Raw genomic sequence first — 24007 nt, 5'->3', positions numbered from 1 at the left:
GACAAAAAACGTATACACGGCCCCAATTCATCAGTACGACAACCGGAGGCAATTGATTTCGCGGGTCTGGTGAGTTCGAAACTTGTTGTTTACTGGTTCAAACTAGATTTGGTGGTCAATGGGCCCTTGTAGCTCAATCGGTAGAGCACCTGTATTGTTGACAGGAGGTTGAAGGTTCGAACCCTGCCGAGGGCCCCAATTTCACGTTGTCGCTTTGCACTTAACCGTAAGAATGCGCTCGTTTCGGCGTGGCTTTCCATTTAATCATGAGAATCTGTTTGATGGGATTCTCAAATTAGCTGCCTTTGCGAGGCGTGCCTATGCCTGCCAGCCTGTGCGATGAGCTTCTCGGCGGCGTCGCTGAAGCGGGTCATGTTGTCGCCAATCGTGTGACGGCGAAGCATGCGGAGCATCTCGGGTCCGGCACTTTCTACCATGGCGACGCCCGCGAGAAGGGCCGCTCGCAGGTGGAGTGGCAGGATTGGTCGTGCAGGCGTAGGGAGATCCGTTCGACTCGCGACGAGGACGCGATCGAGATCGGGAATGATGACGCCGAGGACGCGGAAGAGATAGAGCTGCTGCTCTGATGGAACGGGGAAGACTATCCGCCGCATGAGCAGAAGACGGGCAATCTCGGTCGGTGAAGTCCAACGTCGGACGCCGTGCTCGATCTCATTGTGGAGCAGCTTCTCGCCCCGCATGGCCGCGCTGTGATACTGTCGGAACGGGGAGGGGGCTCCGTGCCAATCCTGGTCTCGAAGGAGGTCCCCGCAGCGAAGGCATGTGATCCGCCAACCCGTCAATTGGTCTCGCAGCACGGGTAGGGGCGCGGCTTGGATTGGGTTACAGTTCGTGCAGCGTTGCACCGGCCTCGCCGCGATGAACCGATGGAACGACGACGGGACGTTGGCGAAGGTCATACGACGTATGTCGGCCGGCGCTGTAAAGAACACCTTGGCCAGCCGGATTTCCTGATCTTCGCTCAAATGGAGATCGGCGACACGCAGCGAGCGAACTTCCGGCAGGCAATGCCGCAGCATGAGGAGCGGTGGAACCGCGTAGAAGGCGGCATGGCGGCTAATCCAAGACGACAGCAGCTCGTCGGGGATTGGTGGCAAAAGTACCGGCAGCTGCCGTTGCGCCGCCTCTGCGTCATGCGAATGCCGCTTCTGCCTCAAACTCGGGCTCCCAGATCTCGACGGCCTCGTTCGTGATCTGCTCGCTGCCGTTTTCGATGGCGTCGATCGCCAGGCTGTTGACCATGTGGAAGATGTTGGCCGTGATGCCCTCGGTGATCTGCAGCATCCGCCGCAACGATTTCGGGGTGAGCACCGACGGCCGGCGTAGCGGTGTGTTGCGCAGGATAGACGCCACCAGGGTCTCGAACTGTTCGTTCGCAGCCCATCTGTTCAGGGTGAACTGCTCGAACCGACGGGCAAGCTGGACGTCGCCGCTGATCGCCTCACGCGCCTCGTTGACGCCGAAGCAGACCAGCGAGATATGCAGACGATTGCTGAGGAAGCGCAACGTGTTCAGCACTATGCGCTGCTCCCGGTAGGTTCCGGCGAGGATGTTGTGCACCTCGTCAATGACCAGAACCTGCACGCCGATAGCCTCCATGATGCGCAGGGAGGCCTGTTCCATCTGGGCGATGTCAGCGCGCGGCCGCTGGGGCGCGCCGAGAAGGGTCAGGAGCTCGGCATAGAACCGCCGTTCGCCGGGCCGGCTGGTCATTTCCATGGCGAGGACCGGGGTCTTCAGCGTTCCCGTCACCGGATTGAAGCTCGGCGGGTGCTCGTCGCGGAAGCGCTTCATGATCATCGTCTTGCCCATGCCGCTATCGCCATAGATCGCAATCGAAGGCATGCGCGTGCCACGCGGGTGGTCGAGGAGGGCGCTCAGACGATCGAGAGCCTGTTTGGCCCGTGGGTAGAGCACCCAGCGGCGCGACCGTATCGCGCGAATGCGCCGCTCGTCCGTTTCGACAAGCAACGCCGCCGCGCCTGTGGTCAGGTGAGAGATTTCATCGTTCATATTCGCTCCAGCTCAATCCGTATCCTCGACAAAGGGTACCGGTTTGCTGGAGTCGACGCCGCGAAGCGAGCCCCATTCGCGATCTTCCACTCTTGGCTTGCGGCCGACGGTCTTTCCGCGCCGCGCGGCGGCAGTCATTCGTTGTGCGTCATCCATCATCTGGCGCCGGGCAATGGCGGTGCGCACAATGGTTCCCATATCGATCTCGCGCTTTCCCTTCGCCAGCAGCCACTCTCGCGACGACTTGGCTTCAGCAAGCGTGATCGAAGGCAAGGTGATGTCGGCATAGCGGGCCTCCACGAAGTTGCCCGAAAGACGGCGGACGAATATGCGCGACAGATCTCGCGGGTCATATTTGATCAGCAGCCGCCGCTTGCCGGTCCGTCCGACATCCGCAGCCAACGCGGCGGACCAGTAGCGCAGTCCGAAGATGTGGATGCCGTTTGGCCGCAGCGTCCGTTCATCTTCGGGCAGGAAGGTGAGCCAGAAACGCATTCGGTCCTGAGGGAGCCGTAGCGGGATTGTCCCCTCATGCTCGCGCCATACGGCGATCGGCGGCCGCTTCAGGCTGCTGTGGATCGATTGATGGTAATCGCCGACAATATCGAGAGCGATGTAGCGCTCGAGTTCGCGCAAGGTGAATGCCGAATGTCGACGCGAATCGTACTCGCCCAGTTCGTCTGGATCGCTGAATGTAGTGCCGGGAAGCAGATGAAGCCTGCCCATCTGTGTGCCGATCAGGCGCTCGATGTGCCCTCCAAAGCGCGGTTCGCCAGGGGGCCGCCAGTCAATCGCGATACCCGCATCCTCGCAGCCGCGCTGGAATGCGCGGCTGCGAAAGTCGCGGCCGTTGTCGACATGGAGCCGATCCGGTAGGCCGGCGACGGGCCAAGGGTCTGCGATCTCGCGTTCGCGAAGCCACGCAGATTTGTCAAACACCGAATGCAGCAAGCAAAGGCTTGTCGACAGCCGAGATGGCGCCGCCATGGTGAGGTAGAAGCCGGTGACCATCCTGCTGCAGACATCCATGGCCAGCGTCAGCCACGGCCGTCCGAGCGGTCGGCGATCCTCCTCATCAACAACGAAGATGTCTGCCTTGGTGTGGTCGATTTGGACAACCTGCAGCGGTCTCGAAACTTCGAACTTGCCCGGAACGGCCATGGTCGATTTCTCAATTTTGGGTTCACCGCGCGCCTTGGCGCGCTTGGCAAGATCAACGTCTTCGATACGTGCGACGATTGTTCTGCGATGGGGTGGCGCCAAGCCGGCCGCGCGACAGCTCGCGTTCACCTCACGCACCAGGGCTGATACAGATGGGCGGTTCTTCTTCAGATAGAAGCGCTTGATTTCGGCCCGGATGATTTCGTCACGCTCTGCGTCGAGAACCCTGTGGCCGACGGGGCGACCAGCCTTGCGTCCGACGAGGGATAGAACGGTTCCGCCCGATCGGAACAGCTTCAGCAGGCGATACGCCGATGCCTGGCTAAGCCCAAGCTCGTCGGCAAGTTCTCGTATCTGGCCTGTCGTTGTGGGCTCAGATACTCGACGCAGAAACCGGCGGATCACATCCGCCTTGCGGCAGGCCTCATCCCAATCAGTGTCATCGATTTCGTCGGCAAACGGCTCGAACATCTCGACTCACGGCGGAAAAACTAGAGATCGATCATTCTCGCGTTAAGTGCCAAAAGCAAGCCGCAATTATCATCATTAACTGCCAATTATCAAATTAAGTGCCGGCGTAACGCATTGATATCATTGTAAGTAGATTCTTGAGGTTTAATGGAACGTCACACCTGAGCTCGACAGCGCTTGCTCCCGCGAAGCCGGTCGCATAGCCACCGAAGCTGGCCAGACGAGCCCCCAGAAGCCACGCGTTGAACCCATAGCTTGGCGCTGGCGCTATCGAGCCTGGGGATGTTGTAGCGCTGGGCCAATACATTGACTATCGCTCATGTCGTGACCGCGTGTTTAAAATGCCCGACGTAGTTATCCGCGACTTTTGGAGCGGTTACCAGCACGCCAATCTCCCTGAAGGGCTTGGTCTCGGACGGATCGGCCGACAGCCAGTTCAAGCTCGAGATTGCTAGGTAATCGTCATCCCACCCGAGGACCTTGGCGTGGATCCGCGGTTTGTGAATCGGCTTCACCTGAAGTCCCGCCTTTGCAAAAGATCTAACGAGGTCGGCGCCAGCTTCACCTGATAGTGGCCCCGTCGTTCGGCCGTAGAAGAACGAAGCGTCGATCCCACGCTCCTTCACGGCAGCGAGTGCAGGAAGGAGTGTCAGGGACTCCGCCGTGATTCCGATGCGGTGGCTTAGCGCAAATATCCGGCTGATAGCATCGTCTCGAGCCTTCAAAACGAGTTTTGCATGATCGGCTCCATATAGAAGGCGCATTGGAACCTTTCTTCCTCCCGGAGAGGGAGTGTCCATGATGCGCCTTCCGAGAACCGCGAGGTCGATCGCAAAATCGTTCCAAACCCCGGGCCTGCCTTGTGCAAGCCCAGCGAGCTTTCTCATCAGTTGCCCGACAAGCATGGGCTCTCGAAGCCGAAACGAGGTTTCAAAGCTCTTGTAGTCGGATGCCAACCAATTGCAGGATCCAATGAGGGCATTCCAGCCTTTGTGGGAATCGGCAAATACGATCTTGGCATGGGAATTCGTCGAGAACTGATGAACCCTGATCGAGCCGTTCCTCCCTGCCGCCTCTATCTCAGCTTGCATTTTTGCGGCGGCAAACTGCGAAGATCGGGTTGAACTTCCAAGATCGTCCTGACCCCAAAGAACGTCTACTTTCACACCGCGTTCGGCAGCGCGCAGCAGCAGTGGTAATACTGCCGTTGCTCTTTCCCCGCTAATGAACGTCGAGTGGATGATAACTCTTTCCGAGGCAGCCATGATGATGCGTTCGAATGACCGCCAGTGGTCATCTCCATCAACGATTAGGTCCGAGGAATCGTAGGCACCGGGGACCGCTGCCGGGACTTCTTCGTCCGCCTCCTTGATTACTATGACTGGTGCAACCGTTTTGCCATTCTCGGAGAGCTTCGCCGAGGCATGGTTTGCCGCTGACAGGATAGCAAGGCGCAACTTCTCGGGCGCCCGTCCGGGTAGTCCATCGATCTCACCGTCTTTGACCGTTACGATCGCATATCTCTCCGCAAGCTTCTCGGAGCCGCGATCCACGCCGATGATTATCTCATCTTCTCCCTCGATCGTGGTGAACACCTCGCTCATGTCCTCAAGAAAATGCGTTGGTGACGCGGCGAGGTGAACGACAGGAGTTTCCTCAGTGTGAGCGGGAACGCGGCTCTTGTGGTAGAGGTCGAGCTCCCTTCCGCGATAAACGCTCCCACTCACCTGCTCGATAGCAAATCCCCTCCAACGCGGTTCCCGCACGGTCGCTGAAGGAAGTTGCTCGTATTGGACGCGGGAAGCACCCGCCGCAGTGATTTGAAAGAGGGGGCCTCGCGGTGTTGATACGATTTCGACCCAGCCAGCTCGCATCAACCTGATGAACGCCTCGACGACTACACGACGAGGGAGATTTGACCGCTCGGCCAAGTCTGACGCCGATGCCGCCCCTCGCGACACGGCATCTAGAAGGAGGTGCTCGATAACACTCCATCGCCGTCCGCGTTCGATGATGAAGCGCCGGCTTCCTTTTAAGACCGGAATAACTACCTGCACCGTCGTCATTTCTCGGCCCCCTTCATTGTTCCCCAGGGAACGACCGCTGCGTACCCGGCGGTCCTTTCCGCTTCGAGGGCTGCAAGGAAATCGGACAGAAAGCCAATGTCCTGATCCGGCAAGCGATCGGCCACTGAGACGACATGCTCGTAGAACGAGAGGCTACCAACGATGATCAGTCGCCACTTCGCGCGACTGAGTATTACATTCATCCTTCTGTTGTCCCTAAGGAACCCTAGCGCCCGCGCGGGAGTGGCATGATGATTATTGCGAACCATTGAAATCAAGACGGCATCGGCCTCGCCCCCCTGAAACGAGTCTACCGTGCCGCAAAATGTGTTCGAGTTCACCGCTGGGGTGAATCCGGATAAATTCGACAGCAGCCCACTCCGATTTCGATCGAATTCCCGCTCAATGCGACGGACTTGTTGCCAGTACGGCGATAGAACTGCGAGTGATGGACTAGACATCGCATCGGATGGCGCAATGAGGCTCAATGCACGGATGACGGCCTTGGCTTCTTCCGGATTTGACCAGGGCGGGGTCCTTTCCCCCCCGCGGCCACCTGGGCCCTCCGCTTGAGCATAGGGCATATCGATGAAGACAATCGGCTTGTCCGGCAATACAGCGGTGTTGGTACTTGCAACCGGCGAAGCCTCGTTCGCGAACTTTGAGGCCTGCTTGGCATTCGTTTCCAGTTCACCATCGTAGAAGCACTTCGAAACGATCCGGGCGATCGCCGGATGCATTCGATACTGCTCGTTGAGGCGACGTGCGATGCGAGGGCCTGAGTCATTCCTTTTCTGGCGGGACAGCTCCCGTTCTACAAATGTTTCGAACAAGATCAGCAAGGACATAGCATCGGCGCAAGTGCGGCCAAAATCGTCGCCAGCCCTTGAGACCTCCTCGAATGTTTCGTCGATGCTCGGATCCTTGAGATATCTCGAAATCAAATTGTCGACGAGGTTGACGACCTCCTGCACGGACGAGGTCGATGATAGAAGGCGGGACATCTTTTCGATATCGAACGGTGGGAGCTGCTTGTGGTCGCCGATCATAAGGCGGCGATGGGAAAGCAGCAGTGGAGACAGCAACTCGCCACCCGTGGCTTTGCCTGCTTCCTCGACGATCGTCCAGTCAAAGAGACCTTGTTCTTCGATCAGCCTTTCGACCGCGGCCGAGTTTGTGGTGGCAAAGACTAGATTTGCAGACCTTAGGATCATTCCCTCAAAGGCACGCAGCTCGGCGGCTACTCGTCTGCCTGTTGTATTATCCCCGCCTGTACGACCAACCCGGCCGCCTGTCCTCGCAGCGACCAGTGCGTCCACCTTTTCGGCCAAACGGGGAGAGGCCTCGTTCATCAAGGGGCTTACAGCCAGGTCACGAAGCAACTTGTCGGCTTGGACATCGACCTCGAGCTCACCCGCTTCATCATCGTCTGCGGCTCTTGCCCGCACCATCAATGGTGCGCTGTCCGCGTCTGAGGACTTAAAGATCTCCTGCACCTCGTTCATCAAATGGTCGATCGCCGAATTGCTCTGGGCAGAGAGGAGGAGGCGTGCAGTGCCATCCTCAGCCATGCGGCGTTCTACAAGGTCACCTACGAGATAGGTTTTTCCGACCCCGGGCGGTCCCTGTAAAAGAAAGAGTGGTATGGTCGATAAAATCTCGCGCAGAGCGTTTTGCTTCGACTGATCGAGGCGTTTGAACGCTTCCGACGTTTCGTCCAAGGGATCTTGGCTGTTCTCTATACGAAGCCGGGGATCTGCAAACATCCGAAGAAGCTCACCGTGGTCCTTGAGGGCTGTCAGCGCCTTCAAACGGCGTTTGAACTGTGCGATCCGGCCTGCCATGTCGCCTGGCAGGAGAAACCCAAAGGAGCGCATCTCCGGCAGCGATTGCCCTTCGAACTTCATGCACTCGACATCGTCAAGTTCGTCATAATCCAGAAAGCGCCACAACGATCCCGGAGCACTCCGATCTCCAAGTGTGCCGGGTTCTGAGAAGATCCATCCTTCCTCCGCACTAGGCGTTTCGGAGTTCAACAGCTTGCGCAACCTGATTGCCGGAGCGTCCAAGCCCAGGAGTGACGACAAGGACGCGCGTGCGCCTTCGTTCCTAGAAACAACATGTATGACTTTCTGATCCGCTGTTTCGCCGACGCCCTTCGAAACCAGTTCGATCGGGAAAATATCCGCCGCCGCGTAGGCCATTTCCAGGATCAAGAGTAGCGCGAAACTCTGATGCATCCTGACCAGATCGGATCTCTCGGTCAGTTTCTCAGTCGTACGCCTGATATAGTCTTCCCAGTGCTGAACTTTTCCTCGCCTGCGTGGGAAAGCTTGCCCAGCGTCGGTATGCTTGACGATGTCCAATGCATCAGTCGGGATGAGGGTCTCACCGATGACCTGCGATTTTGCTGGTGGATCGAGTTCAACCCTGTCGCAAAAAGCAAATTCCCAACTGGCCGCATCCTGCGAATTCGGACGACGATAGGGCAAGAGACGGTAGGTCAGGCTGTTTCCAAGCAGCACGTATCGTGGTGCTGCGCCTTCCCCGAGACCAATCAGTTGGGCTTGATCTCCCAGATCATCTCGGATGAAGCGGAGCTGTTGGGTGGTGTCGGAAGCCTCTATTTCGCTGTTCGAGGCCTTTCTGATCGCTTCCGACAAAGGGCTGCCAGAGCCCAGTCTGGCCGCGAGGCAAAGGGCGGCATCCTTCCCAGCGACCTCCGCCGCGATTTCATCAATAATCGCTTGGACCCGAGCAGCGATGTAGTCACCGTCGAGACGCTCGACGCGTTCCAGACCCAACATCGCCCTAAGGAGTCTGACCTCAGCTGCAGGGACGTGGTCGGCCACGCGTGAGGCGATGACCCGAAGGTCACTTAACGGAGCCAGTGGAATGTCGAGAATGAGCGCCGAAAGATGAGCCAGATCGCGCCAGTCTCGCGCGAATGAAAAAACCCGCTCCTCACGGGGCGATTTCATATTCTTCCCGCCGCTTGCGCCGATCGCGATGATCCGCATGGACCATTCGAAGCCGGTCAGTAAGAAATCCGGTTCCTCGCCTAGGGCGGTTACGACGGACCAGGGATCGATGTTCCTGTGAATGATTCCCTGAGAGTGTAAGAGTTCTACTCCATTCACCAGCCGCAGAATATTGGCCCAGAGTTGCCGGCGTACCCGCGGTTGTCGGGCCTGCGCCAGCAGAGCCGGTTTTCGGTTTGCGTTGAGCAGTACTTCAAGGGGACTTCCTTGCCCAGGATCCAGAATGAGATAGAATCCGTCTCTGTCCTTACCGCTTGTTACCATTGGAACGAAAAGCTCGTCGGCGCGGGGAATTGCCGACAGGCGCTGTAACTGCCGGATTTCGCTTCGCCAAATCATCTCGAGATCCTGATCGTCAGTGCCTTTTGCGCGAGGCCAACTCTTGATCAGTACATCGAGACCTTCACGCGTGCGTGCGGTGTCGATACCCGCCCTTCCGAGTTTTCGGTCCGGCTTAAGAAGGTAACGGTCGTCGAGTGTGTAATCTGAAAGAAATCCGGATTTTGACTTTCGCCGGGCCATGGTCCCCCCAATATGTACTCGCGAACGATTACAACGTGTGAAAACGAGAGCAAGCTAGAATTCCGACCATCTCGCCGTCCGTCCGCTCAAATCGGCCCGGTCCCGCGCTAGATGAGGCATTGAACGAGCCTCTGGCCTGTCGTCGCACAATCCATGGTGACGGCTTTTGCACGAATGAGACATACTAGACAAATGGCACAAAGGGGCCTATCTATGGCCTGAAACCCGCAAGGAGTGCCTCCTATGGTTAGGTCAAATGCTCAAACCGAGCGACTCGATCAAAACATCGCCGATCGTGTAGCCGCTAAGGTGTCGAACGCCCTCAAGACGGAGAAGGGCTTCGGCCCCGGTTCGCTGGCTTTGTCAGCCCTTATCGCTGGCGAAGTTGCTGAGGTTGTTGCCAGGCTGCCGGCTGAACAACGTCAGGAACTCAACGCGCACAGCGCTGAGCTCAAGCAGCGCATCCGCCGTGTGTTCGAGAGCTTCGGACGCGAACGATCCGGCAGAATCTCTCTGAGTGTTCCTGATGAAATAGAGCCCTCGAAAGGTGAAGGCCTTGGAGCCATGGTCACATCAGATCAGGGTCAGAAGGGCCTGGCTGCGATCGCCGTCCACCGGAAGCTTGAGGACTGGGCGGGACGCGTGGCTGGCGCCACGGAGCTTAGCCGAGAGTATGGAGTGGCGCGTTCGTCCCTCAACCGCTGGCAACACGAGGGCGACGTCATTGGGTTGCTCAAAGGGACCAGGAAACATGTCTATCCTCTCGAGCAGTTTATAGATGGTCGACCCGCGCGCGGTATTCGGGAGATCATGCAGCTTGCCAAAAGCGAGCGCACGGCCTGGCTCTGGCTGAGCCAAAGGAACCCCGTTCTAGCTGGCCGCAAACCTATCGATCTGCTGAAACAGGATCGTGTAGGTGAGGTTGTCGATGCCGCCGCGGCGTATTTCGCCGCCCAATGACCCTCGATCAACAGATCCTGCAGAGGCTGGTCGTTCGGGTTCGCGTCGATGACTACGTGCGCATCCTCGCCCGAGAGCATGCGGCGACTCCGCTTGGCATGGGGTTCGGCAAGACCCGCTTTTCAAGCCCGCGGGACAAATTCAAGCTGCTCTATCTGGCGCAGGACGTGAAAACGGCGGTCGCGGAGACCATTATCCGCGATCGCTTCGAAGGGAAATCCGAGCGCCTGCTCCTGCAGGAGGAGTTCGATCGATATTCCATCACCAGCGTCCGCAATGCCCGTCCGCTCTTCTTGCTCGATCTGCGGTTCGAAGGTGCCAGCCTGTTGGGTGTCTCGACGGACGCCGTTCGTGCGAAGGCACAGGCAGCGGGAAGGCGCTTCAGCCAGAAACTCTACGACCAAACAGACGTCGATGGAATCATCTACATGTCGCGCATCACCAACAAGCAATGCGTGGCCGTCTACGACCGCGCCGTCGAGACCAGTCTCGACGCCGACAGCCCGGCAGCCGATCTGCCCGAACTCGCCTGCCTTCCGTCCGTCGTCGAAGAACTTCACGTCACGGTCATAAAGAGACCGTGACTAGCGAGAGCCTGGATGCCCCGCCCTGGGTTGAGGCACACCCGAGGTCGGCCGGAGGTTGTGCTGGCTCTGCCCAATCAGAAAAGCGCCAATTGGTCTGGTGCCGCGCCGCTATCCCTGGCGTCCAATGACGACAGCGTCACGCCGAGCAGTCGAATGCCCTTCTCGAGGGGAAACAGGTCGGCGAGCATCGATTGCGAAACATCAATCATCTCGTCCGCGCCACCTATGAACCTCGGCAGCGTTCTGCTGCGGGTGATTTGCTGGAAATCGGCGAACTTCACCTTCAGCGTCACAGTGCGTCCGGTAATCTCCTTGGCCTCGCAATGCCGCCAGACTTTTTCGGCCAGCCGCACCAGTTCAGCGCGCGCCGAATCGAGGTCGAAGATGTCGGCCACGAAGGTATCTTCGGCGCCGACGGATTTCCGCGGGCGGTTGGGCTGAACGGGTCGTTCGTCGATCCCGCGCGCGATCCGGTAATACCAGCTCCCGGATTTCCCAAAGTGCTCCTGCAGGAAGGTCAGGGGCTTTTCTCGCAGGTCGGCACCGGTCTCGATGCCGAGCCGCTGCATCTTGGCAGCCGTCGCCGGTCCCACGCCGTGGAACTTCTTGACCGGCAGGTCGGCCACGAATTCGGGGCCCATTTTCGGGGTGATGACCGCTTGACCGTTCGGCTTGTTAAGATCGCTCGCCATCTTCGCCAGGAACTTGCAGTATGAGATCCCAGCCGAGGCGTTGAGGCCGGTCACCTCCTTGATGCGGGCGCGTATCATGGTTGCGATATCGGTGGCGACCGGCATGTTCTGCTTGTTCTCCGTGACGTCGAGATAGGCTTCATCGAGCGAGAGCGGCTCGATCAGGTCGGTGTGCTCGGCGAAGATCCGTTGGATTTGCGCCGACACTGCCCGATAGACGTCGAACCGGGGTTTGACGAAGATAAGGTCGGGACAGCGGCGCTTGGCCGTCACCGAAGGCAGCGCCGACCGCACACCGAAGGCGCGCGCCTCGTAGCTCGCGGCAGCCACCACGCCGCGCGCCGCCGATCCGCCGACCGCGACGGGCTTGCCTCTCAGTTCGGGATTGTCGCGTTGCTCCACCGAAGCATAGAAGGCGTCCATATCGACATGGATGATCTTTCGAACCGGAAGATCTTGGGCCTTCGGTTCGCTGACACCATCATCGGCATGCCTGTCTCCGGTGATCGTGAGCATTCGCCCGTCCGCCTCGGTCTCACCGCCTAAAGAAGAAGCTCGTCGTCGTGTTTTACGGGCGGCTCGACCACGACGAGTATGTTGCCGGGCAGGGGCCGCTGCAGGTGCTTGACTGCGTCCCACTCGCCGGTCAGCCAGAGGTCGACCTCTTCCGGCGTGGTCAGGATCGCCGGCATGGCCTTTTGATGGATCGGGCTGACGATCTCGTTCGGCGAAGTCGTGAGGAACCCGAACAGCTCGAATTCGCGCTCGCCGTCACGAACCTTTCTGACGCCCTTCCATGGTGTCCAGAATCCCGCAAAGAACATGAGCGGCCGGTCGGCATTGCGAGCGAACCAGGCATTGGGAACGCGGCCACCCGGAACCTTGCTGGCCGGATCGGGCTCGGCGAAAGAGGTGAACGGCACGACGCATCGGCTGGTCGGGCCGAGCCAGCGTCGCCAGTGAGGCGAGTTGACGTTCCTGATGTTGGTGACGCCGGGATCGTAATTGCCCTTGATATAGGCTGGAGGCGTGGGCATGCCCCAGGTGGCGCTCGCGATCTCGCGCTTGCCGTCGGCGCCGACACGAACGATGGGCGCCAGGGTGTTCGGATAGACGTCCAGTGACGGTTCGTTCCAACCTGCCTTGTCGGCAAAAGCCTTGGTGAATTCCATCACGGCGTCGCGCGTCGTCGTGAGATTATAAAGATTGCACATTCTCCCTCTTCCTTTTATCGCCACATGCCGCGCATCCTCGCGCCGACATCGAGGCGAACCTGCCGTGGGCCGACATGCGGCCCCTGTCCGGGGGCAACGACGGGCCAGGCACGGCATTCGAACAATTCCAATAGACTAGCGGGAATGAACCGCGTTCGCGAGGCATAGACATGCCGGTCGCCCGTCGCGGATTGGCCATGGGTGAAGAAGCGCTGCGGGACGAGGAGGTTGAGACTGTCCTTTGCCCGCGTCATGGCGACATAGAGCAAGCGCCGTTCCTCCTCGATCTCGTCGGACGTTCCGACGCCGAGATCGGAAGGAATACACCCGTCCACCGTGTTGAGCACGAAGACCGAGCGCCATTCCTGGCCCTTGGCCGAATGGATGGTCGAAAGGATCAGATAGTCCTCGTCGAGCAGCGGCACACCCGCCTGTCCGGACGTGGCGTCCGGAGGATCGAGGGTAAGCTCAGTGAGGAAGCGCTCGCGGGAGGGATAGCCGCCGGCGATCTCCTCGAGCTTGGAGCAGATCGGCCCGCCGCATCTCGAAATCCTCATGGATGCGTTCAAGATGCGGTTCGTACCAGGCGCGGACCTGTCCGATCTCGGCCGGCCAGCCTGACGATCCGGATCGTAGCCCGCCGAGCAGCTCGATGAGGCCCGGCCAGTCGGTCTGGGCACGGGGAGGGCAGGGGAGGTTATCAAGTGTGTCGATCGGTTCAGTGCTCTCGGCAACGGCGTCGAGAGCGGTCTGTGCCGTCGCCGGCCCGACGCCGGGCAGCAGCTGCATCAATCGGAAGCCGGCCACGCGGTCGCGCATGTTCTGGGCAAAGCGCAGCGCGGCCAGCATGTCCTTGACATGGGCGCTGTCGAGGAATTTGAGCCCGCCGAATTTGACGAACGGGATGTTGCGGCGGGTGAGCTCCACCTCGAGCGGACCGCTATGGTGGCTTGCCCGGAAGAGCACGGCCTGATCCTTGAGCCGCATGCCGGTCTCGCGGTTCTCCAGCACCGCGTCGGCCACGAATCTCGCTTGGTCGGCCTCGTCGCGAACGGTCACGAGACACGGTCGTTCGTTCGAAGCGCGGTCGGTCCAGAGGTTCTTGGTGAACCGCTCGCGCGCAAGGCCGATCACGCCATTGGCGGCAGCAAGGATCGGCTGGGTGGAGCGATAATTCCGTTCGAGCGTGATGATTTCGGCGGCCGGCGAGAATTCCTTCGGGAAATCGAGGATGTTCCTGACCGTGGCCGCGCGGAAGGAATAGATCGCCTGGGCGTCGTCGCCGACGACGGTGAGGCCCCGTCCGCCGGGTTTGAGGCCGGTCAGGATCGTCGCTTGCAGGCGGTTGGTGTCCTGATACTCGTCGACCAGAACGTGATCCCAGCGGCCGCCGATCTCGTCGGCCAGCGCCGCGTCGCTCATGGTCTGGGCCCAGTAAAGCAGCAGATCGTCGTAATCGAGCACGTTCTGGACCTGCTTGGCCTCGACATAGGATGCGAAGAGCTCGCGCAGTTGCATTTCCCAACCGGCGCACCAGGGATAGTTGGCGCGCAGGATATCCTCGAGCGGCGCCTGGGCATTGACCGTGCGCGAATAAATGGAAAGGCAGGTCCCCTTCGCCGGAAACCGGCTTTCCATCCTTGAGAAGCCGAGTTCGTGCCGGATGAGGTTCAAAAGGTCCGCCGAGTCCTCGCGGTCATGGATGGTGAACTGCGGATCGAGCCCCAGCTCGACGGCGTATTCGCGCAGGATGCGCGCGCCGATCCCATGGAATGTGCCCGACCAGGCGAGCGCGTCAGTCAGGATGCCGGCCTTGTCGCCGAGCACTCTGGCGCAGATGCGCTCCACGCGCTTTCCCATTTCGGCAGCCGCGCGGCGGGAGAAGGTCATGAGCAGGATGCGGCGCGGATCAGCCCCGGAAATGATCAGCTGCGCCACGCGATGGGCCAGCGTGTTGGTCTTGCCCGAGCCCGCACCCGCAATGATCAGCAGCGGGCCGCCCACCTGGCCATCGGGCAGGCCGATGCCGTGAATGACCGCGGCGCGTTGACCGTCGTTCAATTTTTCCAGATGCGCCGCATTCATTCCGTCCCGCTCCTATCGCCCTGCGAATCAACGACAATCGGCCAATACTGCGCCGTTGCTGCCGTCTCGTCCCCATCCGCACCGGAAAGACTCATCGCGGAGTCTGATTGACTCATTATCGGAAACGGAACAAATAATGAACATAACAGCGCCTTGAGGCGTTGCAAAGCCCTCAGGAGAACTGGACTTACATGGCCGATCGCGCGGCAAACGCTGTCATTGCTGAGCTCCAGGAGCGCATTGCGCACCTGGACAGCGGTGCCGGCCGTGCGCGCGAGGTCCTGCCCTTCGGCGTCGCCGAGATCGACCGGCGGCTTCCGGGAGGAGGTCTGGGGTTGGGATGCCTGCATGAGGTGGCCGGAGGCGGGAATGGCGCCGTGGACGGCGCGGCCGCCGCGCTGTTCGCGGCGGGGATCGCCGCGCGTACAAAAGGCAAAGTCCTCTGGATCGTAACCCGACCCGATCTTTTTGCCCCGGCGATCGCCCAGGCAGGTCTGCCGCCCGACAGCGTGATCCATGTCGAGGCCGGTGATGAAAAGGCGTTGCTCGCCTGCTTTGAGGAAGGGCTGCGCCATGGCGGACTCGGGGCCGTGGTCGCCGAAACCGCCCGCCTTTCAATGACCGCATCCCGCCGGCTGCAGCTTGCGGCGGAAGGCTCGAACACGATCGGTCTCGCCGTCCGGCGCTGGCGGCGTCAGACCGAGGCGGGGGATTTCGGGCAGCCCACGGCCAGCGTCACGCGCTGGCGGGTTTCCGTTCTCCCCTCTGCACCGCTGCCAGTTCCCGGTCTCGGGCGGGCCCGCTGGCTGGTCGAGCTGATCCGGTGCCGGGCCGGGGAAAGTGCTGATTTCGAAGTGGAGGCCTGCGATGCCCAGGGTCGTATCGCTCTTCCTTCCAAGGTGGCCTACGGATCGCCTCAGAAGGACGTCGGACGGCGCGTCGCTTCCGGCTGAGGCGCCGCTCGTCCTTGTCGGCCGCACCGGCCGGCGCCGGCTGATCACCGCTCTTGACGCCAATGCGCAGGCCCTGGGCGTTAGCGTCGGCATGGCCGTCACCAAGGCGCAGGCGCTGGTGCCCGGTCTCGTCGTCCTCGATGCCGACCCCGCGGCCGACGCCGAAGGGCTCGACAGACTCGCGCTCTGGGCGTTGCAGCGCATCTCGCCCGTGGTGGCACCCGATCCGCCGGACGGGCTGGTGATCGACACAACCGGCGCCGATCATCTCCATGGCGGCGAGGCCGCCATGCTCACTTCGATCGTCCAGCGCTTCGCGGCCTCCGGCGTCGAGGCGCGGGCGGCGATTGCCGATACATGGGGTGCGGCCCATGCCGCGGCACGCTTCCTGCGCCGCTACACATCTGTCATTGCGCCCGGCGAGACAGAAGCGATGCTCCGGCTGTTGCCGCTGGCAGCGCTGCGGCTCGAGCCCGACACGGTTGCCGGGCTACGCACCCTCGGCTTCGAGACAATCGGAGACCTGATGGCGCAACCGCGGGCGCCGCTTGCCTTGCGCTTTGGCCCCGAGATCAGCCGCCGGCTCGACCAGGCGCTGGGACGCCTCGCCGAACCCGTCGATCCGGTTCGTTCGCCCGAGCTGGTCGAGGTGCGCCGTGTCTTCGGAGAGCCGATCGGCGCGGCCGAAACCATCGCCCGCTATACGGCCAGGCTCGCCGAAGCCCTTTGCATAGAGCTGGAAAAGCGTGGGCTCGGCGCCCGCCGGCTCGATCTGCTGTTCCATCGCGTCGACAACACCAAGCAGTTCATCCGCGTTGGCACGGCCCAGCCGGTGCGCGATCCAAGGCGCCTGACCCGTCTCCTCTGCGACAGGATCGAAACCGTCGATCCAGGCTTCGGCATCGAGATCATGGTGCTGGCCGCGGTTCAATCCGAACCGCTCAAGGACAAGCAGACGATTTCCTCGCTCGTCGAGGAGCCCGAGCCGGATCTCTCGGATCTGGTCGACGTGCTTGCCAATCGCGTCGGTGAGAACAGGCTCTACCGGTTCAAGCCGGTGCAGAGCGATGTGCCGGAGCGCGCAGTCACGCGAGTGCCGGCGCTTGCGCCGGAGAGCGGCGCCACCTGGGAGGGGGATTGGCCACGCCCGCCGCGGCTGCTCGCCCGGCCCGAACCGATCGAGACGATGGCGCTGCTGCCCGACAATCCACCTGTCTGGTTTACCTGGCGCGGCGTGCGCCGGCGCGTGCGGCGTGCCGACGGGCCCGAGCGCATTCGCGGCGAGTGGTGGAAACGCGACGCCGAGATGTCGACGGTTCGCGACTATTTCCGCGTTGAGGACGAAGCCGGCGAGCGCTACTGGCTGTTCCGCTCCGGCGACGGTGAACGTGGTGAGAGCGGGTCCCAGAAATGGTTCCTGCACGGGATTTTCGCATGACCGGGCCGCGCTACGCCGAGCTGCAAGTGACCAGCCATTTCTCGTTCCTGCGCGGGGCGAGCAGCTGTGAGGAGCTGTTCGCCCAGGCCGCCCTGATGGGCATCGAGGCGCTCGGCATTGTCGACCGCAACTCACTGGCGGGAATCGTCCGGGCATTCGAGGCGGCCAGAACCACCGGCGTCCGCCTCGTCGTCGGCTGCCGGCTCGATCTCGCCGACGGCATATCGGTCCTGGTCTATCCGACCGATCGGCCCGCCTATGCGCGGCTTTGCCGCCTGCTCTCGCTGGGCAAGAAGCGCGCCGGCAAGGGCAAATGCCATCTCGAATGGGCGGATCTCGTCGCCTATGGCGAGGGCCTGATCGCCGTGCTCGTTCCCGACATCGCGGACGAGACCTGCGCGCTGCAATTGCGACGCCTGCGGGAAACCTTCGGTGACCGCGCCTATCTGGCCCTGACGCTGCGGCGGCGGCCCAATGACCAGATGCGCCTCTGGGAACTGTCGAACCTGGCGGTGCAGGCGCGGGTGCCCACCGTCGTCACCAATGACGTGCTCTTCCACGAACCCGGCCGGCAGCTCATGCAGGACGTGGTGACCGCCATCCGGCACAATGTCACCATCGACGAGCTCGGGCATCGCCGCGAGCGGTTTGCCGACCGCTACCTGAAGCCACCCGAAGAGATGCATCGGCTGTTCGACCGCTATCCCGAAGCCCTCGCCCGGACCATCGAGATCATGGACCGGTGCAGGTTTTCGCTCGACGAGCTGGCCTATCAATATCCGGAAGAAAAGCTCTATCCGGAGCTGACACCCCAGCAGGCCCTCGAAAAACTCACCTGGGAGGGCGTGCCCGAGCGCTATCCGGAGGGTCTGCCCGACAAGGTGCGCGCCAATCTCCAACACGAGCTCCGCCTGATCGAGAAGCTGAACTATGCGCCCTATTTCCTGACCGTGAACGCCATCGTGCGCTTCGCCCGCTCGAAGGGAATTTTGTGCCAGGGCCGGGGATCGGCGGCGAATTCGGCTGTCTGCTTCGTGCTCGGCGTCACCTCGGTCGATCCCGACCGCAACGATCTTCTCTTCGAACGCTTCGTCTCCGAGGAACGGCGCGAGCCGCCCGATATCGACGTCGATTTCGAGCATGAGCGGCGCGAGGAGGTCATTCAGTGGGTCTATGAAACCTACGGCCGCGAGCGGGCCGCGCTCTGCTCCACCGTCATCCGCTATCGCGCCAAGGGCGCGCTGCGCGATGTCGGAAAGGCACTCGGCCTGCCCGAGGATCTGACCATGACCCTGTCCTCGCAGGTCTGGGGCTGGTCTGAAGGCGTGGAGCAAAAGCACGCCGAGGGTCTCAACCTCAACATGAGCGATCGCCGGCTCCGGCTGGCGCTCGAACTCGCACACCAGCTTGTCGGCACGCCGCGCCATCTCTCGCAGCACCCGGGCGGCTTCGTTCTGACCCGTGACCGGCTCGATGAGCTCGTGCCGATCGAGCCGGCTGCCATGGAGGACCGCCAGGTCATCGAGTGGGACAAGGACGACATCGATGTGCTCAAGTTCATGAAGGTCGATGTGTTGGCGCTCGGTATGCTCTCCTGCATGCGCCGCGCCTTCGACCTTTTGGCCGAACACAAGGACATCAGGCTCGATCTCGCCTCCATCCCGGCCGAGGATCCGCGCACCTATGCGATGATCCGCAAGGCGGACACGCTCGGCACCTTCCAGATCGAGTCCCGCGCCCAGATGGCGATGCTGCCGCGCATCAAGCCGAGAACCTTCTACGACCTCGTGATCGAAGTCGCGATCGTGCGGCCGGGTCCGATCCAGGGCGACATGGTCCATCCCTATCTGCGCCGCCGCGAGGGCAAGGAGGATGTGACCTACCCAAAACCCGAGCTCGAGGCCGTGCTCGGCAAGACGCTCGGCGTGCCGCTGTTTCAGGAGCAGGCCATGCGCGTCGCCATCGAATGCGCCGGCTTCACAGCCAACGAGGCCGATCAGCTGCGCCGCGCCATGGCGACGTTCAAACACACCGGCGGCGTCTCGAAATTCGGGGAGAAGCTGATCGAGGGGATGGTCGCAAACGGCTATGATCGCGATTTCGCCGAACGCACTTTCAAGCAGCTCGAAGGCTTCGGGTCCTATGGCTTTCCCGAGAGCCATGCCGCGAGCTTCGCCCTGATCGCCTATGCCTCATCCTGGATGAAATGCTGGCATCCGGAAGTCTTCTGCTGCGCGCTCCTCAACGCCCAGCCCATGGGCTTTTATGCCCCGGCCCAGATCGTGCGCGACGCGCGCGAGCATGGCGTCGAAATCCGGCCGGTCTGCGTCAACAGCTCACGCTGGGACTGTACGCTCGAGGCGATCGGCGAGGACGGCGATTTCGCCGTCCGGCTCGGCCTGCGCATGGTCAAGGGGCTGGGCAATGCGGAAGCCGCGCGCCTTGTCTCCTGCCGGGAACATCTGCCGTTTGCCTCGGTCGACGACCTCTGGCGCCGCGCCGGCATTCCCGCCGCGGCCCTGGTCGAGCTGGCAGAGGCCGACGCCTTCAGGTCCGCGCTCGGCCTTGCGCGGCGCGAGGCGCTCTGGGCCATCAAGGCGCTGCGCGACGAGCCGCTGCCGCTCTTTGCCGCCGCCGCGGCGCGCGAAGCCGGTATCGTGCCCGAGCAGATCGAACCGACAGTGTCGCTGCGCCCCATGGCGGCCGGAAGGGAGGTGGTGGAGGATTACAGCCATACCGGGCTTACCCTTCGGCAGCACCCCGTATCCTTCCTCCGCGCAGACCTGTCCCGCCGGCGCATCATGACCTGCGCCGAGGCCGTCGCATCCCGCGATCGCCGCTGGGTTCATGTGGCAGGTCTTGTGCTCGTCCGCCAGCGGCCCGGTTCGGCCAAGGGCGTCATGTTCATAACGCTCGAGGACGAAACCGCGGTCGCCAATCTCGTGGTCTGGACCAAGGTGTTTGAGAAGTACCGGCGCGTCGTGCTCGGGTCCGGCATGCTCGGCGTCAAGGGCCGCATCCAGCGCGAAGGCGACGTGGTGCACATCGTGGCGCAGGAGATCTCCGATCTCTCCGCCGAGCTGGCCAGCATCGGTGCGCGGGAGGTGGGATTTCCGGTGCCGCATGGGCGCGGCGATGAGGTCCATCACGGCTCGCCCATGCCCGATCCGCGGGGAGAGCCGAAGGCGAGGAACTTGGTCGATCCCTTATGCCGTATTCGGCATAAGCGCTCTGATCCCGAGCCGGAGACTATGCCGACTAAGCTGCCTAGGCCACGGGACTTTCGATAAGAACGGCCGCGCGCGCTCGCAATCGCATTTTGCCCTACAGCCGCCAGCTTTGGCGACGATTGGACGGGTGGATCTTTCGAGGCAATGTCGATGCCTACATCACTCGAACGCGGGCTTCCGGCTATCGAACGCAAACAGTCTACCGAGCCACGAGGGCGCCGGGCTACGCCCACCGGCTCATTGATCATCATTACGACGGGAATGACGTTTTTCGCAAGACGGTCTTCAGTTCCTTGAGCTACCGGAGAAAGATCGGCAAGCTGCAAAACGGAGAAGGCAATCGCTTCAAGCCCGGCGACGAACTGCTGGCAATCTTGAATGCTCTTTGATTTCTAAATGTCGGCGCCGGACAGCGACCTGCCCCGCACTCGATCCTCCGGCGAGGTTGCTCGCGGTAGGCGATCCCTCTCAGGCCGAGGGTCGGCAAGTTTGATCCATCCTCGACGGGCCACCCACGGAGCGGCCCCAGCGCCGATATCGGAGATGCCGGTGACCTATGCAGGCAGTTCACGACCCTTGGCGCTGCTTCCTTCAAAAGCCTCAAATGGCCATTGACGATCGCCGGTTCATAGCCTGGAGCGTCGATCCTTATGTCATCGTCTTCCCCCTGGTCCTGCTCCTCAATGGAGATCAGAAGATTGCGAATCAACTCCATGTCTCTTTTCATTTGCCACCCATCCAGTTCGTCGACATCGTGTAGCACCTCCTGCTGGAAACTCTGGTGCCAAGCCGGAATTTGCCGTTCATGCTCCTAGTTCCCGAAAGTCGTCCAAGAAGTCGTCACGAAGGCAGATTGGCGGTGACCAGGTCCACCACGGAATCGATTTCAGCCTCGGTGGTCGCCCGTCCGAGACTGAAGCGGACGGCGCCCATTCCGATCTTTTCTGGTACCCCCATGGCCGCGAGCACAGGAGATAGCTCGACCCGGCCGGAGTGGCAGGCTGCGCCGGTCGATGCGGCGACCCCGTCGAGTGTTGCCAAAACGTCGGTACCGATCAGGCCGGCAAAGGAGACGTTCAGGGTGTTTGGCAAGCGATGCTCCGCATGGCCGTTGAGCACGACCCGATCACCAAGGTGCTCCTGTAGTCCCTGCCACAGGCGGTCACGCAGCACCTGAACACGCGCCATCGGCGCGGGGTTCTGAGCCAGGATACAGGCCCGGCCAAGGCCGCAGGCAAGCAACGCACTTTCGGTGCCCGCGCGCCGGCCTTGCTCGTGACCAGCGCCATGAATCAGCGGCTCCAGATCAAGTCCCGGCGGATATAGAGTGCCCCGACGCCCTTGGGCGCGTAGAGCTTGTGGCCGGCGATGGCGAGCAGATCGACGCCGAGCGTTTCAATCTTCGTTGGAATCTTCCCGACTGACTGCGCCGCATCCGTGTGAAACCGAACCCCATGCTCCCGCGCAATAACCCCGATCTCCTCGATCGGCTGGACCGTGCCGACCTCATTGTTCGCGTGCATGACGCTGACCAGAACGGTGCGCCGGTTGATCGCTCGGCGTACATCTTCAGGAGCGACGCGGCCCGTCCTGTCTACAGGCAAATAGGTAACTGTGGCGCCGAGCCGCTCGAGAAAGCGGCAGGGCGCGAGAACGGCGGGATGCTCGATCGCCGTGGTGATGATGTGGTTGCCTTTGTCGCTCAGGGCAAAATACGTGCCCTTGATGGCAAGGTTGTTGGCCTCGCTGCCGCCGCTTGTGAACACGATCTCATCGGTTTCACAAGCAAGTAGCGCCGCAACCTGGCTGCGGGCCTTATCCAGTGCAGCCTTCGCCGGTGCGCTTGCCCAGTGTCCGCTCGAAGGATTGCCGAAGCCCTTGTCGAGGAGCGGCCGCATTGCCGCTGCGACCGCCGGATCGATCGGCGTGCTCGCATTGTAGTCGAGATAGATCGGACCCGTTCTCATCACCGCCCCGACATGAGGTACTTCACCAACGCGGCGATCCCCAGAACAAGCAGGATCAGCACGAGAAGACCAATCAGGCCCATGCCCCAGCCCATTCCCTGCATTCCGTCCATCATCATTGCTTACTTCTCCATTGAGCGAGTTTGAACATCAGCGCCTTGTCGGCCGCCACCACAGGCACCGGCAGTTCGTCGATCTCCCTTCCTACTCCGCCCTCCCTTGTAGTCCGGCGCCTTGCGCGCTCGTGAGCCCGCGCATAAAAACGGCGGCGACGAGGCCGGAGAGAAACGTCAGTGCGGCGATGGAGAAAATCGCGGACGAGAGGCCAAAGCGATCGGCGATGAGACCGGCCGATCAGGAAGTCCAGGCGGTCATCGCATTCATCAAGGGCACCTGGCCCGACCGCAAGCGCGCCTACAGGGCGGAACTGAGCCGGCGGGAGCAGACGAAATGAAGGCTGCGCAAATTCATTAAGCGACAGATCTGGCCGTATTTGCCAACCTCGGAGGAGCATCGCTAAATGTCGAAATGACTTGAAGGTTCGAAAGGCTCTTCTCCCAGCAAGATTGGATGTGGAGCTCAGATGTTTCTTGCGGTTCGTTGCTTGTCATCAGCTTTTTGATCTGGGCTTCGGCGTGCCAGCGTCCTCGCGCTCGCAGTGAGGGCAGATCATCCTGTACGCCTTTTCGACAACTCCGCCACGTCCCGCTGTGCGGTCCAAGCACTCCAACGCGGACAGAAGGTGCTCCGCAACCTCCAGCTTTCCCTGATCGTGCGCAACCTTGAAGGCGGCCAGTATCGAACTATCGAGACTGCGGTCGGGCTTCGAGATCGTAGCCATAGGGGAAGTGTGCACCTTCCAGCTGGGGGAAGGTCAAGTTTTTCGTCTCGGCAACAGAATGATCCACGAATCCCCGCCGACAATTCCTGCCGCCCTTGACCCCGAACCTCTGGCGATAATACCGTCCAGACGGAATTCAATTGGCTGCAGGCATGGGACGCAGGCCGATCACCTCTCGCGACGTGTTGCTGGACTCGGCTGAGGCCGTGGTGCTCGAGGAAGGCGTGGCGCATCTTATCCTTGATGCGGTCTCGGCGAAGGCTGGAGTGAGCAAAGGCGGGCTGCTGTATTCGCTCCCTATCAAGGAGGCCTGGTGCAGCGGCTGTGCGACCGTTTCGAAGTGGCGCAGTTGACGATCAGGTCCGAGCGCTCCACGCCGGCTGATAGACTTAAGGCTTATGTCATCGCCACCTTCACCGAGGACGACACGACCCGCGACGTCGCCGCCGGTCTTCTCGCGGTGGCTGCCAACGACTTGGGGCTGCTCAAGGATGTACACGAGCACCAGCGGCCCGACCTGGATGGTCTCGTCCAGAGCAGCGGAACCCAAGCGCGCGGCCGTGGTGTGGCTGGTGACGATCGGAATATGGCTGCTGGAATTCTGAAGACTTCGCCGCTCGCGGCGGACAGGCGCCAGAAGGTTCTGGAGGAACTGCTCAGGCTTGCCAACGGGATCGGAGACGAGCAGCAAGCGCCGCCGCAGTCCTGAGCAGCTGGGCCGCCCGGGAGCCACCGCCTTGGAATG

The 24007-nt window shown here is 61.5% G+C and carries 17 protein-coding genes, 1 tRNA gene and 2 pseudogenes; 10 read left to right on the top strand and 10 right to left on the bottom strand.

Annotated features, from left to right (window positions below):
• The first annotated feature begins 122 nt into the window (after positions 1 to 122).
• Positions 123 to 198, top strand: a tRNA-OTHER gene (locus KUG85_RS20060).
• 122 nt (positions 199 to 320) lie between these two features.
• A complete protein-coding gene (locus KUG85_RS21170) occupies positions 321 to 587 on the top strand; it encodes a hypothetical protein (protein WP_255606533.1) in 267 nt (88 codons plus the stop codon).
• Between the two features lie 372 nt (positions 588 to 959).
• Here the strand turns inward: KUG85_RS21170 and KUG85_RS21165 are convergent.
• The 5 genes and pseudogenes from KUG85_RS21165 to KUG85_RS20035 all read right to left on the bottom strand — a co-directional run.
• A pseudogene (locus tag KUG85_RS21165) lies at positions 960 to 1118 on the bottom strand (hypothetical protein); the annotation flags it as partial.
• 34 nt (positions 1119 to 1152) lie between these two features.
• Positions 1153 to 2034: a TniB family NTP-binding protein gene (locus KUG85_RS20050; RefSeq protein WP_223006649.1), complete on the bottom strand. Its 882-nt coding sequence runs from the start codon at positions 2032 to 2034 to the stop codon at positions 1153 to 1155.
• A 12-nt stretch (positions 2035 to 2046) separates the two neighbouring features.
• Complete coding sequence (locus KUG85_RS20045; protein ID WP_223006648.1) at positions 2047 to 3666, bottom strand: Mu transposase C-terminal domain-containing protein; 1620 nt, start codon at positions 3664 to 3666, stop codon at positions 2047 to 2049.
• A 317-nt stretch (positions 3667 to 3983) separates the two neighbouring features.
• Complete coding sequence (locus KUG85_RS20040; RefSeq protein WP_223006647.1) at positions 3984 to 5732, bottom strand: phospholipase D-like domain-containing protein; 1749 nt, start codon at positions 5730 to 5732, stop codon at positions 3984 to 3986.
• Entirely contained in the window at positions 5729 to 9295 is a 3567-nt protein-coding gene (locus KUG85_RS20035) for an AAA domain-containing protein (protein WP_223006646.1), read from the bottom strand. The genes KUG85_RS20040 and KUG85_RS20035 overlap by 4 nt, the downstream gene beginning before the upstream one ends.
• Before the next feature lie 243 nt (positions 9296 to 9538).
• On the opposite strand from KUG85_RS20035, the gene KUG85_RS20030 reads away from it, so the two are divergent.
• Together KUG85_RS20030 and KUG85_RS20025 are read left to right on the top strand one after the other, a co-directional pair.
• On the top strand, positions 9539 to 10255 hold the full coding sequence (locus tag KUG85_RS20030; RefSeq protein WP_223006645.1) for an antitoxin Xre/MbcA/ParS-like domain-containing protein: 717 nt from the start codon (positions 9539 to 9541) through the stop codon (positions 10253 to 10255).
• The gene (locus KUG85_RS20025) at positions 10252 to 10839 is read left to right on the top strand and encodes an RES family NAD+ phosphorylase (protein ID WP_223006644.1); all 588 of its coding nucleotides are present in this window, start codon (positions 10252 to 10254) and stop codon (positions 10837 to 10839) included. Before KUG85_RS20030 ends, KUG85_RS20025 begins: the two co-directional genes overlap by 4 nt.
• Positions 10840 to 10916: 77 nt before the next feature.
• On the opposite strand, the gene dinB is transcribed toward KUG85_RS20025, so the two are convergent.
• The 3 genes and pseudogenes from dinB to KUG85_RS20010 all read right to left on the bottom strand — a co-directional run bounded on the left by dinB (position 10917) and on the right by KUG85_RS20010 (position 14833).
• Positions 10917 to 11957 carry a DNA polymerase IV gene (gene dinB / locus KUG85_RS20020; RefSeq protein ID WP_255606530.1) on the bottom strand — a complete coding sequence of 347 codons (1041 nt, stop codon included), beginning with the start codon at positions 11955 to 11957 and terminating at the stop codon, positions 10917 to 10919.
• A 119-nt stretch (positions 11958 to 12076) separates the two neighbouring features.
• Positions 12077 to 12748, bottom strand: coding sequence for an SOS response-associated peptidase (locus tag KUG85_RS20015; protein WP_223006642.1), 672 nt, complete (start codon positions 12746 to 12748; stop codon positions 12077 to 12079).
• A 14-nt stretch (positions 12749 to 12762) separates the two neighbouring features.
• Positions 12763 to 14833 (bottom strand): annotated as a pseudogene (locus KUG85_RS20010) (ATP-dependent helicase).
• Between the two features lie 191 nt (positions 14834 to 15024).
• On the opposite strand from KUG85_RS20010, the gene KUG85_RS20005 reads away from it, so the two are divergent.
• The 5 genes from KUG85_RS20005 (at position 15025) to KUG85_RS19985 (ending at position 21214) form a co-directional block, all read left to right on the top strand.
• A complete protein-coding gene (locus KUG85_RS20005; RefSeq protein ID WP_223006641.1) occupies positions 15025 to 15786 on the top strand; it encodes an ImuA family protein in 762 nt (253 codons plus the stop codon).
• A complete protein-coding gene (locus tag KUG85_RS20000) occupies positions 15701 to 17224 on the top strand; it encodes a Y-family DNA polymerase (RefSeq protein ID WP_223006640.1) in 1524 nt (507 codons plus the stop codon). Before KUG85_RS20005 ends, KUG85_RS20000 begins: the two co-directional genes overlap by 86 nt.
• Positions 17221 to 20514 (top strand): error-prone DNA polymerase, encoded by a 3294-nt coding sequence (locus KUG85_RS19995; RefSeq protein ID WP_223006639.1) that lies wholly within the window; start codon positions 17221 to 17223, stop codon positions 20512 to 20514. The genes KUG85_RS20000 and KUG85_RS19995 overlap by 4 nt, the downstream gene beginning before the upstream one ends.
• 29 nt (positions 20515 to 20543) lie before the next feature.
• The gene (locus KUG85_RS19990) at positions 20544 to 20843 is read left to right on the top strand and encodes a hypothetical protein (protein WP_223006638.1); all 300 of its coding nucleotides are present in this window, start codon (positions 20544 to 20546) and stop codon (positions 20841 to 20843) included.
• A gap of 215 nt (positions 20844 to 21058) precedes the next feature.
• Complete coding sequence (locus KUG85_RS19985) at positions 21059 to 21214, top strand: hypothetical protein (protein WP_223006637.1); 156 nt, start codon at positions 21059 to 21061, stop codon at positions 21212 to 21214.
• Positions 21215 to 21294: 80 nt separating this feature from the next.
• Here the strand turns inward: KUG85_RS19985 and KUG85_RS21160 are convergent, their stop codons facing one another.
• Entirely contained in the window at positions 21295 to 21696 is a 402-nt protein-coding gene (locus KUG85_RS21160) for an aminotransferase class V-fold PLP-dependent enzyme (RefSeq protein ID WP_255606514.1), read from the bottom strand.
• A 50-nt stretch (positions 21697 to 21746) separates the two neighbouring features.
• Positions 21747 to 22421, bottom strand: a complete 675-nt coding sequence (locus tag KUG85_RS21155) for a cysteine desulfurase family protein (protein ID WP_255606513.1) — start codon at positions 22419 to 22421, stop codon at positions 21747 to 21749.
• Positions 22422 to 23575: 1154 nt separating this feature from the next.
• On the opposite strand from KUG85_RS21155, the gene KUG85_RS19975 reads away from it, so the two are divergent.
• Complete coding sequence (locus KUG85_RS19975; RefSeq protein WP_223006636.1) at positions 23576 to 23971, top strand: hypothetical protein; 396 nt, start codon at positions 23576 to 23578, stop codon at positions 23969 to 23971.
• Positions 23972 to 24007: the final 36 nt, after the last annotated feature.

This window comes from Nitratireductor rhodophyticola (assembly GCF_019891355.1).
Taxonomy (GTDB): Bacteria; Pseudomonadota; Alphaproteobacteria; order Rhizobiales; family Rhizobiaceae; genus Nitratireductor; species Nitratireductor rhodophyticola.
Note: the sequence above shows the minus strand (reverse complement) of the source record. Positions and strands in the feature narration are given on the sequence as shown.

Bases quoted from the DNA above. Each gene is read 5' to 3' on its own strand.
- KUG85_RS21170 (WP_255606533.1), top strand. From the start codon at position 321: ATGCCTGCCAGCCTGTGCGATGAGCTTCTCGGCGGCGTCGCTGAAGCG.
- KUG85_RS20050 (WP_223006649.1), bottom strand. From the start codon at position 2,034: ATGAACGATGAAATCTCTCACCTGACCACAGGCGCGGCGGCGTTGCTT.
- KUG85_RS20045 (WP_223006648.1), bottom strand. From the start codon at position 3,666: ATGTTCGAGCCGTTTGCCGACGAAATCGATGACACTGATTGGGATGAG.
- KUG85_RS20040 (WP_223006647.1), bottom strand. From the start codon at position 5,732: ATGACGACGGTGCAGGTAGTTATTCCGGTCTTAAAAGGAAGCCGGCGC.
- KUG85_RS20035 (WP_223006646.1), bottom strand. From the start codon at position 9,295: ATGGCCCGGCGAAAGTCAAAATCCGGATTTCTTTCAGATTACACACTC.
- KUG85_RS20030 (WP_223006645.1), top strand. From the start codon at position 9,539: ATGGTTAGGTCAAATGCTCAAACCGAGCGACTCGATCAAAACATCGCC.
- KUG85_RS20025 (WP_223006644.1), top strand. From the start codon at position 10,252: ATGACCCTCGATCAACAGATCCTGCAGAGGCTGGTCGTTCGGGTTCGC.
- dinB (WP_255606530.1), bottom strand. From the start codon at position 11,957: ATGGACGCCTTCTATGCTTCGGTGGAGCAACGCGACAATCCCGAACTG.
- KUG85_RS20015 (WP_223006642.1), bottom strand. From the start codon at position 12,748: ATGTGCAATCTTTATAATCTCACGACGACGCGCGACGCCGTGATGGAA.
- KUG85_RS20005 (WP_223006641.1), top strand. From the start codon at position 15,025: ATGGCCGATCGCGCGGCAAACGCTGTCATTGCTGAGCTCCAGGAGCGC.
- KUG85_RS20000 (WP_223006640.1), top strand. From the start codon at position 15,701: ATGCCCAGGGTCGTATCGCTCTTCCTTCCAAGGTGGCCTACGGATCGC.
- KUG85_RS19995 (WP_223006639.1), top strand. From the start codon at position 17,221: ATGACCGGGCCGCGCTACGCCGAGCTGCAAGTGACCAGCCATTTCTCG.
- KUG85_RS19985 (WP_223006637.1), top strand. From the start codon at position 21,059: ATGGCCATTGACGATCGCCGGTTCATAGCCTGGAGCGTCGATCCTTAT.
- KUG85_RS21155 (WP_255606513.1), bottom strand. From the start codon at position 22,421: ATGAGAACGGGTCCGATCTATCTCGACTACAATGCGAGCACGCCGATC.